Below are 13,377 nucleotides of genomic sequence, written 5' to 3' on the forward strand. Positions count from 1 at the left end.
GCGGTCCGGCGCCTAGGCCGATGCCTCGCCGCAACGGGTCCGACGTGAAGCCCTCCGATCTCTCTGCCGACACCGCCGTCGCGGTCGTGTTCTTCCGTCCTTCGGCCGAGCAGGTCGCGCGGATCGTCGAGCGCTTCGCCGGCCGCATGCCCGTTCTCGTCTACGACAACGGCGGCATTCCGCCCGACGCGCTGGCGCGGCTGGAGGCTGCGCAGGGAGTCGTCCGCCTCGGCGAGGGGCGCAATCGCGGCATCGCCGCCGCCCTCAACGCGCTGGCCGAGGCGGCGATCGCGGCGGGCGTCTCCCGCCTGTTCCTGCTCGACCAGGACGCCGACACGACCGTCGAGACGGCGCGGGCCCTGGGCCACGCCCTCGACCGGGCGGCGGGCGCGCAGCCGCCCCCGGCTCTCGTCGGGCCGGCCCCCGCGCCGAAGCCCGGCCACAAGGCGCCGGTCTATCCGCCGCGCCCCGGCGTGCCGCCCCGCGAGAGTCTTCGGCCGGTGGAGTTCCTGGCGACCTCCGGTTCGCTCGTGGATCTGGCCGCCTACGCGCAGATCGGCCCGTTCCGCGACGACTTCTTCATCGACGCGGTCGATCTCGAATGGTGCTTTCGCGCCTGGGCACGGGGCTGGAGCTGCTGGATGGACCCCGGCACCGCCATTCCGCACAGCGTCGGCCGCGGCACCCTTCGCGGGCGGTTCCTGCCGGTGACGATGCCCGACCAGCCGCTGTTCCGCATGGCGGTCTACGTGCGCAATACCGCCTATGGCTGGCGCCTGCCGCACGTGCCGCTCCGGTGGAAGGTGAAGCAGGCCGCCTACCTCCCGCTGCAGATCGGGCTGTACTGGAGCCGGCACCGGTTCTCGCCCCGGGTGCTCGCACACCTGCTGGCGGCCCTGGCGCAGGGCCTGGGCGGGCGTTTGGGCCGGCCAGCGGACGCGCCCCCGTGACGGCGCTCCTCCGGGCGACCCTCGACGTCGTCATCGTCAACTGGAATGCCGGCGACCAGCTCGGGGCCTGCCTCGCGAGCCTGGCGATGAGCGCGGGGGCGGAGCATCTGCGTGTCGTCGTCGTCGACAACGCCTCGGTCGACGGTTCGGCCGAGAACCTGAACGTGCCCGGCCTCGCGTTGACGGTCGTGCGCAACGCCGCGAATCTCGGCTTCGCCCGCGCCTGCAACCAGGGCGCGGCGCTGGGATCCTCCGACGCGGTCCTGTTTCTCAACCCCGACACGCAGGTGAGCCGGGACGGCATCGCCATCGCCCGCGCGCGGCTCGACTGCGAGCCGGATACCGGGATCGTCGGCGCGCGGCTGGTCGACGAGACGGGCCATACCCACCGCACCTGCGCCCGCCACCCGACGGGGTGGAGCCTGATCGCCCACACCCTGTTCCTCGACCGGCTGCTGCCCGGCCGTGTTCGCCCGCACTTCCTGCTCGAGTGGGACCATGCCGAGACCCGCCCGGTCGATGCGGTGATGGGCGCTTTCCTGATGATCCGGCGCCCGCTCCTCGACCGGCTCGGCGGGTTCGACGAGCGCTTCTTCGTCTACTGGGAGGATGCCGATCTCTGCGCCCGCGCCGCCGCTGCCGGCTTCGCCGTGTGCCACGTCGCACAGGCCGAGATCCGCCACCGCGGCCAGGGCACCACCGAGGCCGTGAAGGACCGGCGCCTGTTCTACTTCCTGCGGGCCCAGGCGCTCTACGCGCGAAAGCATCACGGCCGGGCGGCTTTTCTCGCCGTGCTGGCCGCCGCGCTCGCCGTCAACCTGCCGGTTCGTCTCGGCCGGGCGCTGGCGCAGGGAGCGCCCGGGGATGTGGGTGCGGTGATCCGCGCAGGACGAATGCTCGTGGCGGCCCTTCCGGGCCTGTTGACCCGCAGTGGACGATGAGGCTTGCCTGAAGCGGGGCGTCTTGTCGTCCGCGGCGGCCTCCGTCATGGTGCCGCCCTCCGGACGGTCCCGCTTGCACCCGCAGCGGGCGGCTGAACGGGGAACGGATTGCGAGACAGCGCGGACAAGGGCTCTCGACCGGCGGACCTGTCACCCGCCCTGTACCGTGCGGCCTTCGACGGCGCGCCGGTGGGCCTCGCCGTATTCACGCCCGACGGGCACCGGATCCGCGCCGCCAATGCCTGCCTGTGCCGCTGGCTCGGCTACGCGCCGGGCACCCTCGACGGCCGCCCGATCGATCAGGTGATCGGCCGCGAAGCCTTCGGCGCGGAAGAACTCGGATTGCAGGCCGGCATCCGCCGCTGGCTGCGGGCGGATGGCGGCACGATCGATCTGCGCCTCGCCCTCTCCGGCGAGGACGCGGCGGAACCGGTCGCGGTGGTGACCCTCGTCGATGCCGACGATCTGGTCCGGGCGGAGCAGAACCGCGACGCGCTGACGGCGGCGGGGCTCGGCGAGTGGCGCTGGGACCTCGTCACCGGTCAGATGGCGTTCTCGCGCCGCGCGGCGCAGATCCTCGGCTACGCGCCGGGGCGCTCCGTGACCTGGGAGGGCATGCGGGGGCAGGTCGACCCGGAGGAGGCCGAGCGGATCCAGACCACGGTCGCGGCCGCCATCGCCGAGCGCCGCCCCTACGCCTTTCAGACCCGCTTCCGCCGCGCCACCGACGGCGCCGAGATCTGGATCGGCGCCCGCGGCGAGGCCGTTCTCGCCGCGGACGGCACGCCGGTCGGCATCGTCGGCGTGGTGCAGGATGTCACCACCCGCGTCGAGGCTCGGGAGGCGCTGGCCGAGCGCGAGGAGCGCCTGCGCGTCGCCACCACGGTCGCCAATCTCGGCATCTTCGAGTGGCACGTCCTCGACGACCGGGCGACCTGGGAGAACGAGCGGATGTTCGCGATCTTCGGTCGCCGGCCGGAAGAGGGCAGCATCGGCAAGGCCACCTTCCTCAAGGAGATCCTCCACCCGGATGATCGCCCGGTCTTCCGGCAGGCAATCCTGCGGGCGCTGCGCGAGGACACGATCCTGCACGCCACCGGCCGCATCCGCCGCCACGACGACGGCCAGTGGCGCACGATCGACATGGCCGGGCGGTTCGAGCGGGCCCGGCCGGGCGGCCTGCCGCGGCGCCTGATCGGCGTGGTCGCCGACGTGACCGATCGCCACCTCTCCGAGGAACGGCGCAGCCTCCTGATCCGCGAGTTGCACCACCGGGTGAAGAACACGCTCGCCACGGTCCAGGCCATCGTCGGCTCGACGGCCCGGACCGCCACCAGCATCGACAGCTTCCACGAGGCTTTCGTCGGCCGGATCAAGTCGCTCGCCCACACCCACAGCGTGCTCACCGAGGCGACGTGGCAGACCGCGAGCCTGCGCGACCTGCTGGCCTCCGAGCTGATGCCCTACGCGGAGACCGAGACGGAGACCTCGCCGGATCTGCGCATCGTCCTCGACGGGCCGGCGGTCGATCTTCCCTCCGAGATCGCCGTGCCGATCGGCATGGCGATCCACGAGCTGACGACCAACGCCGCGAAGTACGGCGCGCTCTCGACCGGCCGCGGCCGGGTCGCGATCACGTGGAGGGTCGAGGCCGGCGTGCTGCACCTCGACTGGCGCGAGAGCGGCGGTCCCCCCGTGGCCCCGCCCACCCGCCAGGGGTTCGGCTCACGCCTGCTGCAGCGGGTGCTGACGACGCAGGTCCAGGCGCAGATCACCACAGATTACGCGCCGGAGGGCTTTCACCTGACGCTCGCCGCGCCGCTGCCGGAGCGCAACCCGGCCCTCAACCCGTTGGTCTGACGCCTGCCCTCACCGGCGGAACCCCTGCCCCCAAGATCGCGGCCCGAGATCCCGGGCAGTTGGGGGTGGGGTAGACCGATGCAAGGCCGCGCGGGGGGCGGTAGACGCCGCCCTCAGGCCGCGCCCCGAGCCTCCTCGCCGCCGGCATTCACGAAGCTCTTCAGTTCGTCGAGCGAGCCGAAGGTGAAGCGGCCGCGCGGGGTGTCGGCCTCGATCGAGCCGTCGGAGAACATCACGTAGGTGTTGGCGCCCGACGCGTAGGAGCCGACCGCGTGCCGCTCCTCGGCGGCGGTCGCCTCCGACTCGGGCTCTTGTGCCTCGGGCTCTTGTACCTCGAGCTCTCGTGCCTCGGGTTCCTGCGCCTCGTCCTGCGGCCCCGATCCCTGCAACTCCTGCGACGCGGATGCTTCCGGCTCAGGCGATGGTTCGGGCTGGGCCGACGGCGCCTGCGCCGTCGGAGCGGGCGCCGGCTCGTCGAGGAAGGAGCGCAGGCCGATCGGTCCCACGGCGGGGGGATCAACCTCGATCCGCTCCTCGTCCCGCGGCGCGACGACCGAAGCCGTCACCGGCTCGGAAAAGGCCGGCGCGGGTGCGTGTACGGGTTCCGGCGCGCGGAAGAGGTCGTCGTCGCTCGCGCGCGGCGGCGCGGTCTCCGGCAACAGATCGGGCAGCAGCGGTTCGGCGACGCTCGGCTGCGGCTCGGCGGACGGGGCCGGATCCTCGAAAACCGGCTCGGAGCCCCGGCCGCCCGGCCGCAGCGCGCCCAGAGACAGGCCCGCGAGACCGGCTGCGCCCGCGCCGGCCGCGCCGATGCCGGCGAGCGAGGGGCGCTGCGGCGGCGCGACCTCGGGAGCCGCGAAGGCTGGCGCCTCCGGCGTCGAGGCCTCCCAGGGCACCGTCCCGGCGGAAGGCGCGGCCGGAATGTCGATCTGGGGCGATGCGGTGCGCCACTCGGAAACGGCGCCGTGGAGCTTGAGCAGGCGGTAGACGATCGCGGTGAGCCCGAGCAGGACCACGCCCGCCGAGGCCGCGGTCGAGCCGCCGATCACCATCGCCAGCCCGCTCTCCAGGCGAACATAGGGGAAGCCCTGGACCACGGCGGCGATGCCCCCGAGGATCATGACGGAACTGAGCGCGAGCAGCGCGACGACCATGGTACTCTCGACTGACTCTCGCGGGCGGCGTGTGGGGAGCAAGATAACCCCTGGCCCGCGCATTGCAAAATCGCCCGGCCCCGTTGTCCCTGGAAACCGGCCCTTCCGCCTCTCCTTGCACAGCCGAGGGCCTGCGCAAAACGGTGGATGCCGCGCTTTCGCCGGTGACAGGCGCGTGGATACGGCCCCGGTGGCGTTGCCGAGCCCGGTCCGCCGACTTACCTACCCGGCCGTCACCTCGCCGGCCGCGCGCTTCGAACGACCTGCGCGCTTCGCCTCCGCTCCCCGCGAGAACCGGACAACCCAGGAGACACGCATGACGTTCACCCTGCCCGAGCTGCCCTACGCCTACGACGCGCTGGGGCCGTACATGTCGAAGGAAACCCTCGAGTTCCACCACGACAAGCACCACAAGGCCTATGTCGACACCGGCAACAAGCTGCTGGAGGGCACCGACCTCGCGGGCAAGAGCGTCGAGGAGATCGTCAAGGCGAGCTACAACACCAATCAGGCGCTCTTCAACAACGCCGGCCAGCACTACAACCACCTCCACTTCTGGAACTGGATGAAGCCCAACGGCGGCGGTCAGCCCCCGGCCGAGCTCGCCAAGAAGATCGACGAGGATCTCGGCGGCTACGAGAAGTTCAAGGCCGACTTCATCCAGGCCGGCGTCGGCCAGTTCGGCTCGGGCTGGGCCTGGCTCGCGGTCAAGGACGGCAAGCTCGCGATCCTGAAGACCCCGAACGGCGAGAACCCGCTGGTCCACGGCGCCAAGCCGATCCTCGGCGTCGACGTGTGGGAGCACTCCTACTACATCGACTACCGCAACCGTCGCCCCGACTACCTCAAGGCGTTCATCGAGAATCTCGTGAACTGGGAATACGTCGAGAAGCTGTACGGGGAAGCCAAGGCCTGATCGGCCTCGCAGACCGGTCTGATGCAGCCGCCCCGTTCGCCGACGGGGCGGCTTTTTCATGCGCGCCGTGACCCTCCGGTCATTGTCGTGCCGCGTCTGACGGGCGTACTGCCCCGGTAGGCCATCCTATCCAGGCCCTCATCCTGAGGTGCCGGCGCGCGGCGTCGGCCTCGAAGGATCCTTCAGATCCCGCGCGCGAACGGGAGGATCCTTCGAGGCCGCTACGCGGCATCTCAGGATGAGGGCTTGAGCGGGATCGACTGTTCGCACGGGATCGTCTGCTCAAAAAATGATCCGCTCGATCCTCTCCGTCGGCGGCTGGACGCTGGTCTCGCGGGTCACGGGCTTTGCCCGCGACGTGGTCACCGCCGCCGTGATGGGCGCCGGGCCGATGGCGGATGCCTTCGTCGTCGCCTTCCGCCTGCCCAACCATTTCCGGGCGATCTTCGGCGAGGGGGCGTTCAACACGGCCTTCGTGCCGGCCTACACCCATCTGGAGCAGGCCGGCGCGGACGGCGCCGCCGCGCGCTTCGCCGATCGCGTCTTCACCCTGATGCTGATCGTGCAGGTGGCGCTGCTGGCGCTGGCGCTCCCGGCGATGCCGTGGATCGTGCGGGCGCTGGCACCGGGCTTTTCCGAGGACGGGGCGCGGTTTGCGCTCGCCGTGAGCCTGACGCGGATCACCTTCCCCTACCTGCTGTTCATGACGCTGGTGACGCTGTTCTCCGGCATCCTCAACGCGCATCGCCGCTTCGCCGCCGCGGCCGGCGCGCCGGTCCTGCTCAACCTCGCGATGCTGGTGGCGCTGGGGCTGGTCTTCCTGTTCCCGAACGCGGCCTACGCCGCGGCCTGGGGCGTCTCGGTGTCCGGGGTGCTGCAATTTGCGCTAGTCTGGTGGGATGCGAGGCGCCACGCCTATGCCCCGCAACTGACGAAGCCCGTCCTGCGCGATCCCGATATGATCCGGTTCTTCAAGATCCTGGGACCGGCGGTGATCGGCTCGGCCGGCTTCCAGATCGCGACGTTTGCCGACACCATCATCGCGAGCTTCCTGCCGACCGGCGCGGTCTCGGCGCTCTATTACGCCGACCGGATCTACCAGCTGCCCTTCGGCGTCATCGCCATCGCCGCCGGCACCGTGCTCCTGCCGGAGATGAGCCGACGCATCGCAGCCGGAGACGTGGCCGGCGCGCACGCGGCGCAGAACCGGGCCGCCGGTTTCTCGCTGGCGCTCTCGGCCCCCTTCACGATCGCCTTCCTGACCCTGCCGGGACTGATCATGGCGGCCCTGTTCCAGCGCGGCGCCTTCACCGCCGAGGACGCCGCCCGCGCGGCCTCGGTGCTCGCGGCCTACGGGCTGGCCCTGCCCGCCGTGGTCTTGGTGCGCTCGGCGGTGGCGAGCTTCAACGCCCGGCAGGACACCACGACGCCGCTCTACGCCTCGCTGACCGCGATCGCCGTCAACGTCGCGCTGAAACTCGTGCTCACCGGCCCCTACGGCGTCGCCGGCCTCGCGCTCGCCACCGCCATCGGCCAATGGATCAACCTCGCCCTTCTCTACGGACTGGCGCTGCGCCGCGGCTGGACCGCGCCGGGGCGCGTGCTCGGCGTTACCGTCGCCGCCGTCGTCGTGGCGAGCGCGGTGCTGGCGGGGCTCGCCGTCTACGGCCTGCCCTTCGCGGAGCGGATCGTGCCCGCCCTGCCCCACCTGCGCGAGATCGCCGTGCTCGGCGTCCTCGGCATCGCCGGGGCTCTGGCCTATGCCGGCACCCTGCTCGCGGTGATGGGGGCCTTCGGCGTGCGCTTGCGCCGCAGGTAGGTTCGCCGGGCCCGCCCCATCTCAGGCCGCATGAGCGACCCCGATCTCCTCGCCGGCAAGAGCCACGCCGTCTTCGATGCCTACGGCACCCTGTTCGACGTGCATTCGGCGGTCGCGCGCCATGCCGACGCGCTCGGACCGCGAGCGGCGATGCTGTCCGAGCTGTGGCGGACCAAGCAGCTCGAATATTCCTGGGTCCACGGCCTGATGGGCCGCTATGTCGGGTTCTGGGACCTGACCGAGCGCGCCCTCGATTTCGCCCTGGCCAAGCATCCCGAGATCGACCGGGTCCATCGCGAAAACCTCCTCGACGCCTATCGCGCCCTCGACGCCTACGGCGAGGTGCCCGGCGTGCTGGAACGTCTGCGCGGGCGGGGCGTGAAGACCGCCCTGTTCTCCAACGGCAACGCCGCGATGCTGGAGCGGGCGGTGGCCTCGGCGGGCCTCGCCGAGCGGCTCGACGCGGTGCTCTCGGTCGATCCCGTGCAAACCTTCAAGACGGCGCCCGCCGCCTATCGTCTGGTCCTCGATCGGCTCGATACCGCGCGGGCGGAGGTGCTGTTCTTCTCCTCGAACCGCTGGGACATCGCGGGGGCGACGGCCTTCGGCTTCGACGCGGTGTGGGTGAACCGGACGGAGCAGCCCGACGAGTACCCGGACCTGCCGCCCCGCGCGGTCGTGAAGTCCCTCGCTGCGGTGATCTGAACCGCCGCCAACGGCCCGTTCGCCAATCCTTAAGCTTGACCGGATTAGTTCGGACGCACGTGCCTGTCGTTTCCTTGTCTGATCCGTCCGGTTGTCCAAAGGATCCGTTCTCGTGCCCGCCCTATCTCTCCCCGTTCTCGCCCGGAAGGGCGTCTGCGCGGCGCTTCTCGGCGCCGCCCTCCTGTCCGCCGCCCCGGCCTCCGCCCGTGACGGCCGCAACGGCGCCCTGATCGGCGGTGCGGCGGCCGGCGTGATCGGCGGTCTCGCCGTCGGCGCGCTTCTGAACGGTGCCGCGCCCCCGCCGCCTCCGCCGGCGCGCCGGGTCTATGTCGAGGAGGAGCCGGTCTACGTCGCGCCTCCGCCGCGCCGCGGCCCGATCTGCCACTATGAGCGCCGCAAGGTCTGGCTCGACGAGGTCGAGTTCACCTACCGCCGGGTCGAGGTCTGCGAGTAGCTTTCTGGCGTTTACGCTGCGTGCGAGGACAGGCGCCCGCCTCAGGCCGGCGCCTCTTTCGTCAGGATCCAGTCCTCGACCACGATGGCGTCGAGGCCGGTGGTGTAGAACATCAGGATCGCGTCCTCCGCCGTGTGGAGGATCGGCTTGCCCATCACGTTGAAGCTGGTGTTGAGCAGGATCGGCACGCCGCTCAGTTCGGCAAATGCCGCGATCAGCGCCGCGTAGGCCGGATTGCGCTCGCGTGTCACGCTCTGGAGCCGCCCGGTGCCGTCGGCATGGACCACCGCCGGCACCCGCTCCCGCATCGCCTCGCGCCAGACCAGGGTGCGCTCCATGTACGGGCTGTCGGCGTAGTCCTCGAACCAGTCCGGCCCAGCCTCGGCGAGGATCGAGGGTGCGAAGGGCCGGAACGCCTCGCGGTACTTCACCTTGGCGTTGAGCGATTCCTTGGCGTGGGCCGGGCGCGGATCGGCGAGGATCGAGCGGTTGCCGAGCGCCCGCGGGCCGAACTCCGCCCTCCCCTGCACCCAGCCGACGAGGCCGCCCTCGGCCAGGATCTTGGCCGCCTCCCGCGTCACGCCCTCGTGGCCGAGGCGGCGGGCGCGGGGCTCCCACTCGGCCATGCGCTCCAGTGGCTCGGTCGAGACGGTCGAGCCGAGATAGGGCGTGAGCGGGCGGGCCGCGCGCGCCGGGCCCTTCCAGTCGGGATCGTCCTCGGCCAGCGCCAGCCACGCGGCGCCGATGGCGTTGCCGTCGTCGGCGGGCGCCGAGGGCACGTGCAGGCGCTGGAACCCCGAGCGCCCGAGCACCCGCCCGTTATAGGAGGAGTTGAGCCCGCAGCCCCCGGCGATGACGAGGTTGTCCGACGGCGCCAGGCGCCAGGCCTCGGCGACCAGCACGTCCATGAGTTCGGAAAAGATGTCCTGGCCGCAGCGGGCGAGGTCGGCCCAGCCCTGCTCGCCGACATCCTTCGGGCGCCGCGCCAGGATCTCGGCGGCGACCGCCTGGACCGTGGCTTCGTCGGCAAATTTCAGGCGCCCGTCCTCGACGGTGTAGAGGCGGCGCAGGATTGCCATCAGGTCCGGATCGGTGCGGCCATAGGGCGCGAGCCCCATGATCTTCCACTCCTCGCCCTTGATCTGGTCGAAGCCGGCGAGGTCGGTGACGAGGCCGTAGAGGAAGCCCACCGAGCCGCGCCCGCGCTGGCGCCGCACCTCCTCGATCCGCCCGTCCCTCAGGCGATAGATCGCCGCCGCGCCGGTCTCGCCCATGCCGTCGACGATCAGTGCGGTCGCCTCCTCGAACGGGCTGCCCCACAGGGCGTAGGCGGCGTGAGCGAGGTGGTGGGCGTAGCGCTTCCGCCCGGCGATGGTCGCCCGTGGCTTTCCGCCGAAGCCGCGGGTCTCGTTGTCGAGCGCGAGAACCGTGCCGTTGCCGGCCCGCGCCTGCATGGCGTGGAGATCGGCGATGAAGACCCGCTCGGCCCGCTCCGGCACGAGGGAGCGGTTGAGGGTGGAGGGGTGGTCGGCGAGCGCCGGAAGGTCGAAGGCGCCGGAGGCCGCCTGCCCTTTCAGGAACTCCGAGAACTGCTCGCCCCAGGAAGTGGCGACGACGAGCTCCGTCCCCTCGGGGACGTGATGCTTCAGGAGGCCCGCCATGCGGGTGCCGGGATCGGGCTCGCAGTTCGGGGCGCGCTTGTATTGCAGGTAGCGCTCGGCGGCTTCGGCGAACAGAACGGCGCCGTCCGGCCCGACGAGGGCGAGCGCCGGATCGTGGAAGGTCGTGGCGAGGCCGAGATAGGTGCGCATGCTGCCGGGCTACACGCCGGCAGGCGGGGCGACAACCGCGTTGCGATGCGGGGAACGCCGTGCGAGACGAGCCGCCGATGACGGACGCCTTCCCCGCCTCGCCTCCCCTCGCCCTCGTGATCTTCGACTGCGACGGCGTGCTGATCGACAGCGAGCCGATCAGCCTCGCGACCCTGACGCGCGGCCTCAACGGGATCGGACTCGCCATCGATCTCGACACCGTGCGCGAGCGCTTCGCCGGCACTTCGATGATCTCGATCATGGAGCGCGTCGCCCGCGAGGATGGCATCACCGCTCCGGACGGCTTCGTCGAGCGGGTGAAGGCGGAGACGCTGGCCGCGTTCGAGGCGGAACTCACCGCCATGGCCGGCATCGCGGACGCCCTCGGCCTCCTGCGCCTGCCCTTCTGCGTCGCCTCCAGCAGCGATCCGGTGCGGCTGCGCCGCTCGCTCGGTCTGACGGGCCTGCTGCCGCTGTTCGGCGAGCACGTCTTCTCGTCCGCGCAGGTGGCGCGCGGAAAGCCGTTCCCCGATCTGTTCCTGTTCGCGGCGGAGCGGATGGGCGTGGCGCCGGAGGGCTGCCTCGTCATCGAGGACAGCGTGCCGGGCGTTCAAGCGGCCCGCGCCGCGGGCATGCGGGTCGTCGGCTTCACCGGCGGCGGCCACTGGGGCCACGATCGGGATGGGCGAGATCTCCTGGCGGCCGGTGCGCTCACGGTCTTTTCCGCCCATGGGGAGCTCGGCCGCATCGTCGCCGCGGGCTGAGCACGGCTCCCCGGCCTCGCAGCCGGGAGGGCAGGCCGGCCCTCGTCCCCGGTCTCCTCCTCGCTGCGGAGGAGGATGCCCGCGGCATGCGTATTACCTCGGAAGCCTCCAGTGCCATCCCGTGCTTCAGGATGTACCGGATGCCTCGGCGCACGCAGGAGTGTCATCGCGATCAGGGGTGCTGACGGCGCCGCGACGGGCGTGAGCCATGCGGTTTTCCGCTGGCGCCGCCGCGGTCGCTCCCGCCGCCGGGCCGCATCCCAGGCGGAGGGCCCGGCCGATGCGCGATCCGAAACTCCGATCCCGCGCCTCTTTCGAGGAGTGGCACGATGGACGTTTCAACCTTCGAGATCCTCTACAAGCCGCTGACGCCGCCGCTCGGGGCGGGGACCGAGGCGATCGCCCGCCGCGTTCTGCAGGGCTACTTCCTCACGATCGCCAACACGGAGGCGTTCGATTTCACCTTCCGGATCGCCTTCAACATCACCCTGCCGAATCCGGACAATCCGGCCCGGCGCCTCGACGGCAACACCCTGTTCATCACCGACGTCGCCTCGCCCGACAACGTCTTCTCGACCAGCCTGACGCGCAGCCCGGCCGGCGGCAACCGCTATGTCGGGTCCTTCGTTGTTCCGGCCGGCAAGACCGCCCTCGTCGTGCTGTTGCCGAACATCACGGTGCCGACCTTCTTCGCCACGACGCCGGCCGATATCGAGATTCGAGGCTGGGTCTCGCTGTCTCTGCCATGCCTGTTTCGCAGGGTCGGGCGCTTCTTCAAGCTGACCCCACAGGAGGGCGCCCCGGCGCGCGTCCTGCTCAACGCCGAGCATCGCTCGACCTACCTGCCGCCGGGATGGCCGGTGACGGCGTCCGGCGATCTCGATTTCGACCAGACCGGGACCAATCTGACGCTGGCCAGCGGCATGGCTCTGAACGAGGTGCCGCAGGATCGATGCTTCTTCTTCCCGCCCGTCTTCGAGGCGCTGGAACCGGTGCTGAAGCGGATCCCGGATGCCCTCGTCATGGCCTCCGACCTCGACGAGGTCGAGGCGGCCGCCGCCCTCGTCGCCGGGCTGGCGCGTTTCGGCCCGGAGAACGAGAGCCTCGATGCGATGAACCGTGTCCTCGAACAGGCGGGGCTCGGCGTGCGTCTCGCGCCGGCCCCGAAAGCGGCCGGGCAGAAATAGCGCCGCACCCCTGCCGGGGCGGCCGCGCCTAAGCGCTTCTCACCACAGCTAAGACGCGCCAAGCGAGGCGCGAATCGCGGCGCGATCTTTCACTGTCAAGCTGAACTTCGAAAGAACATTCCGTTGACGGTTGGGGTTTGACCACTCATCTTGAGGGCGTGCGAACGACTTCGCGCCGCGGTGATTTGTAGTGGCACGCTTGCGCCGCGTTATCAAACGCTAATGCATCACGGCGCACTTGCGCCGTGGTCCTCGTGAGAGAGGAGGACTTGCCTTGATCGGATTGTTTATTTGTAAAACTTCGAAACAGCCCGGCGCCTGGGAGGGCCGGATGTGGGGGTGTTGTCGGCGGACGGTCACATCCGTGGGCTAGAGCATCGCGCCGAAAGGCGACCCCGGCTTCCGGGGTCGGACGATGCAGCGATCCAGCGCCCACGAACGCCTTGCCGACAACCGGCCGACGATGGCCGCAGGAGTTCACCCCGTCATGACCCGTGTCCAGACCGCCTATTTCGACGATGACGCGCTCGACCTTTCCAGCGCGGACGCCGCCCCCGCCCGCGTGATCGAGATCGGCGAGGTCACCGCCGGCATCGCCGTGCCCGAGCGCGGCGGTGTCCGCTTCTTCTCGTCCGAGCGCCGTTTCGACGGCCTCGACGGCACCCTGTTCCGCACCGTGGAGCAGGCCGCCCGCGCCGCGCGGGAGAGGGATCGCCAGCCGCGCCTGCGCGCGGTCTAGGGCGTCCCGCCGACCGTCCCATCCCGATCGGCATATGAAAGAGGCCGGCGTCTCCCCTCGGAGCCGCCGGCCTCTCT

Annotated in this window: 12 protein-coding genes; 10 read left to right on the plus strand and 2 right to left on the minus strand. The window is 71.1% G+C overall.

Annotation, left to right across the window (positions count from 1 at the left end; all coding sequences use genetic code 11):
• Positions 1-44: 44 nt before the first annotated feature.
• From HNR01_RS11420 to HNR01_RS11430, 3 genes are all read left to right on the plus strand, one after another.
• Positions 45-950: a glycosyltransferase family protein gene (locus HNR01_RS11420; protein ID WP_183667960.1), complete on the plus strand. Its 906-nt coding sequence runs from the start codon at positions 45-47 to the stop codon at positions 948-950.
• On the plus strand, positions 947-1,891 hold the full coding sequence (locus HNR01_RS11425) for a glycosyltransferase family 2 protein (protein WP_183667808.1): 945 nt from the start codon (positions 947-949) through the stop codon (positions 1,889-1,891). The genes HNR01_RS11420 and HNR01_RS11425 overlap by 4 nt, the downstream gene beginning before the upstream one ends.
• A gap of 108 nt (positions 1,892-1,999) precedes the next feature.
• On the plus strand, positions 2,000-3,751 hold the full coding sequence (locus HNR01_RS11430) for a sensor histidine kinase (RefSeq protein WP_017486540.1): 1,752 nt from the start codon (positions 2,000-2,002) through the stop codon (positions 3,749-3,751).
• 113 nt (positions 3,752-3,864) lie between these two features.
• Here the strand turns inward: HNR01_RS11430 and HNR01_RS11435 are convergent, their stop codons facing one another.
• A complete protein-coding gene (locus HNR01_RS11435) occupies positions 3,865-4,905 on the minus strand; it encodes a hypothetical protein (RefSeq protein WP_183667809.1) in 1,041 nt (346 codons plus the stop codon).
• Between the two features lie 316 nt (positions 4,906-5,221).
• Here HNR01_RS11435 and HNR01_RS11440 point away from each other — a divergent pair, with 316 nt between their 5' ends.
• The 4 genes from HNR01_RS11440 to HNR01_RS11455 all read left to right on the plus strand — a co-directional run bounded on the left by HNR01_RS11440 (position 5,222) and on the right by HNR01_RS11455 (position 8,799).
• Positions 5,222-5,821 carry a superoxide dismutase gene (locus tag HNR01_RS11440; protein ID WP_012455364.1) on the plus strand — a complete coding sequence of 200 codons (600 nt, stop codon included), beginning with the start codon at positions 5,222-5,224 and terminating at the stop codon, positions 5,819-5,821.
• 289 nt (positions 5,822-6,110) lie between these two features.
• Positions 6,111-7,640 (plus strand): murein biosynthesis integral membrane protein MurJ, encoded by a 1,530-nt coding sequence (gene murJ / locus HNR01_RS11445; RefSeq protein ID WP_183667810.1) that lies wholly within the window; start codon positions 6,111-6,113, stop codon positions 7,638-7,640.
• Between the two features lie 30 nt (positions 7,641-7,670).
• Positions 7,671-8,345 carry a haloacid dehalogenase type II gene (locus HNR01_RS11450; RefSeq protein WP_183667811.1) on the plus strand — a complete coding sequence of 225 codons (675 nt, stop codon included), beginning with the start codon at positions 7,671-7,673 and terminating at the stop codon, positions 8,343-8,345.
• 112 nt (positions 8,346-8,457) lie between these two features.
• Complete coding sequence (locus HNR01_RS11455; protein WP_017486535.1) at positions 8,458-8,799, plus strand: hypothetical protein; 342 nt, start codon at positions 8,458-8,460, stop codon at positions 8,797-8,799.
• A 41-nt stretch (positions 8,800-8,840) separates the two neighbouring features.
• Here HNR01_RS11455 and HNR01_RS11460 read toward each other — a convergent pair whose 3' ends face one another.
• Positions 8,841-10,610 (minus strand): carbamoyltransferase family protein, encoded by a 1,770-nt coding sequence (locus HNR01_RS11460; protein WP_183667812.1) that lies wholly within the window; start codon positions 10,608-10,610, stop codon positions 8,841-8,843.
• A gap of 77 nt (positions 10,611-10,687) precedes the next feature.
• Between HNR01_RS11460 and HNR01_RS11465 the strand changes: the two genes are divergently transcribed.
• The 3 genes from HNR01_RS11465 (at position 10,688) to HNR01_RS11475 (ending at position 13,300) form a co-directional block, all read left to right on the plus strand.
• A complete protein-coding gene (locus tag HNR01_RS11465) occupies positions 10,688-11,374 on the plus strand; it encodes an HAD family hydrolase (protein ID WP_096486216.1) in 687 nt (228 codons plus the stop codon).
• A 329-nt stretch (positions 11,375-11,703) separates the two neighbouring features.
• Complete coding sequence (locus tag HNR01_RS11470) at positions 11,704-12,561, plus strand: hypothetical protein (protein ID WP_017486532.1); 858 nt, start codon at positions 11,704-11,706, stop codon at positions 12,559-12,561.
• Positions 12,562-13,048: 487 nt separating this feature from the next.
• Entirely contained in the window at positions 13,049-13,300 is a 252-nt protein-coding gene (locus tag HNR01_RS11475; RefSeq protein ID WP_026105829.1) for a hypothetical protein, read from the plus strand.
• The last annotated feature ends 77 nt before the right edge of the window (positions 13,301-13,377 follow it).

Source organism: Methylorubrum rhodesianum (assembly GCF_014199985.1).
Classification (GTDB): Bacteria; Pseudomonadota; Alphaproteobacteria; order Rhizobiales; family Beijerinckiaceae; genus Methylobacterium; species Methylobacterium rhodesianum.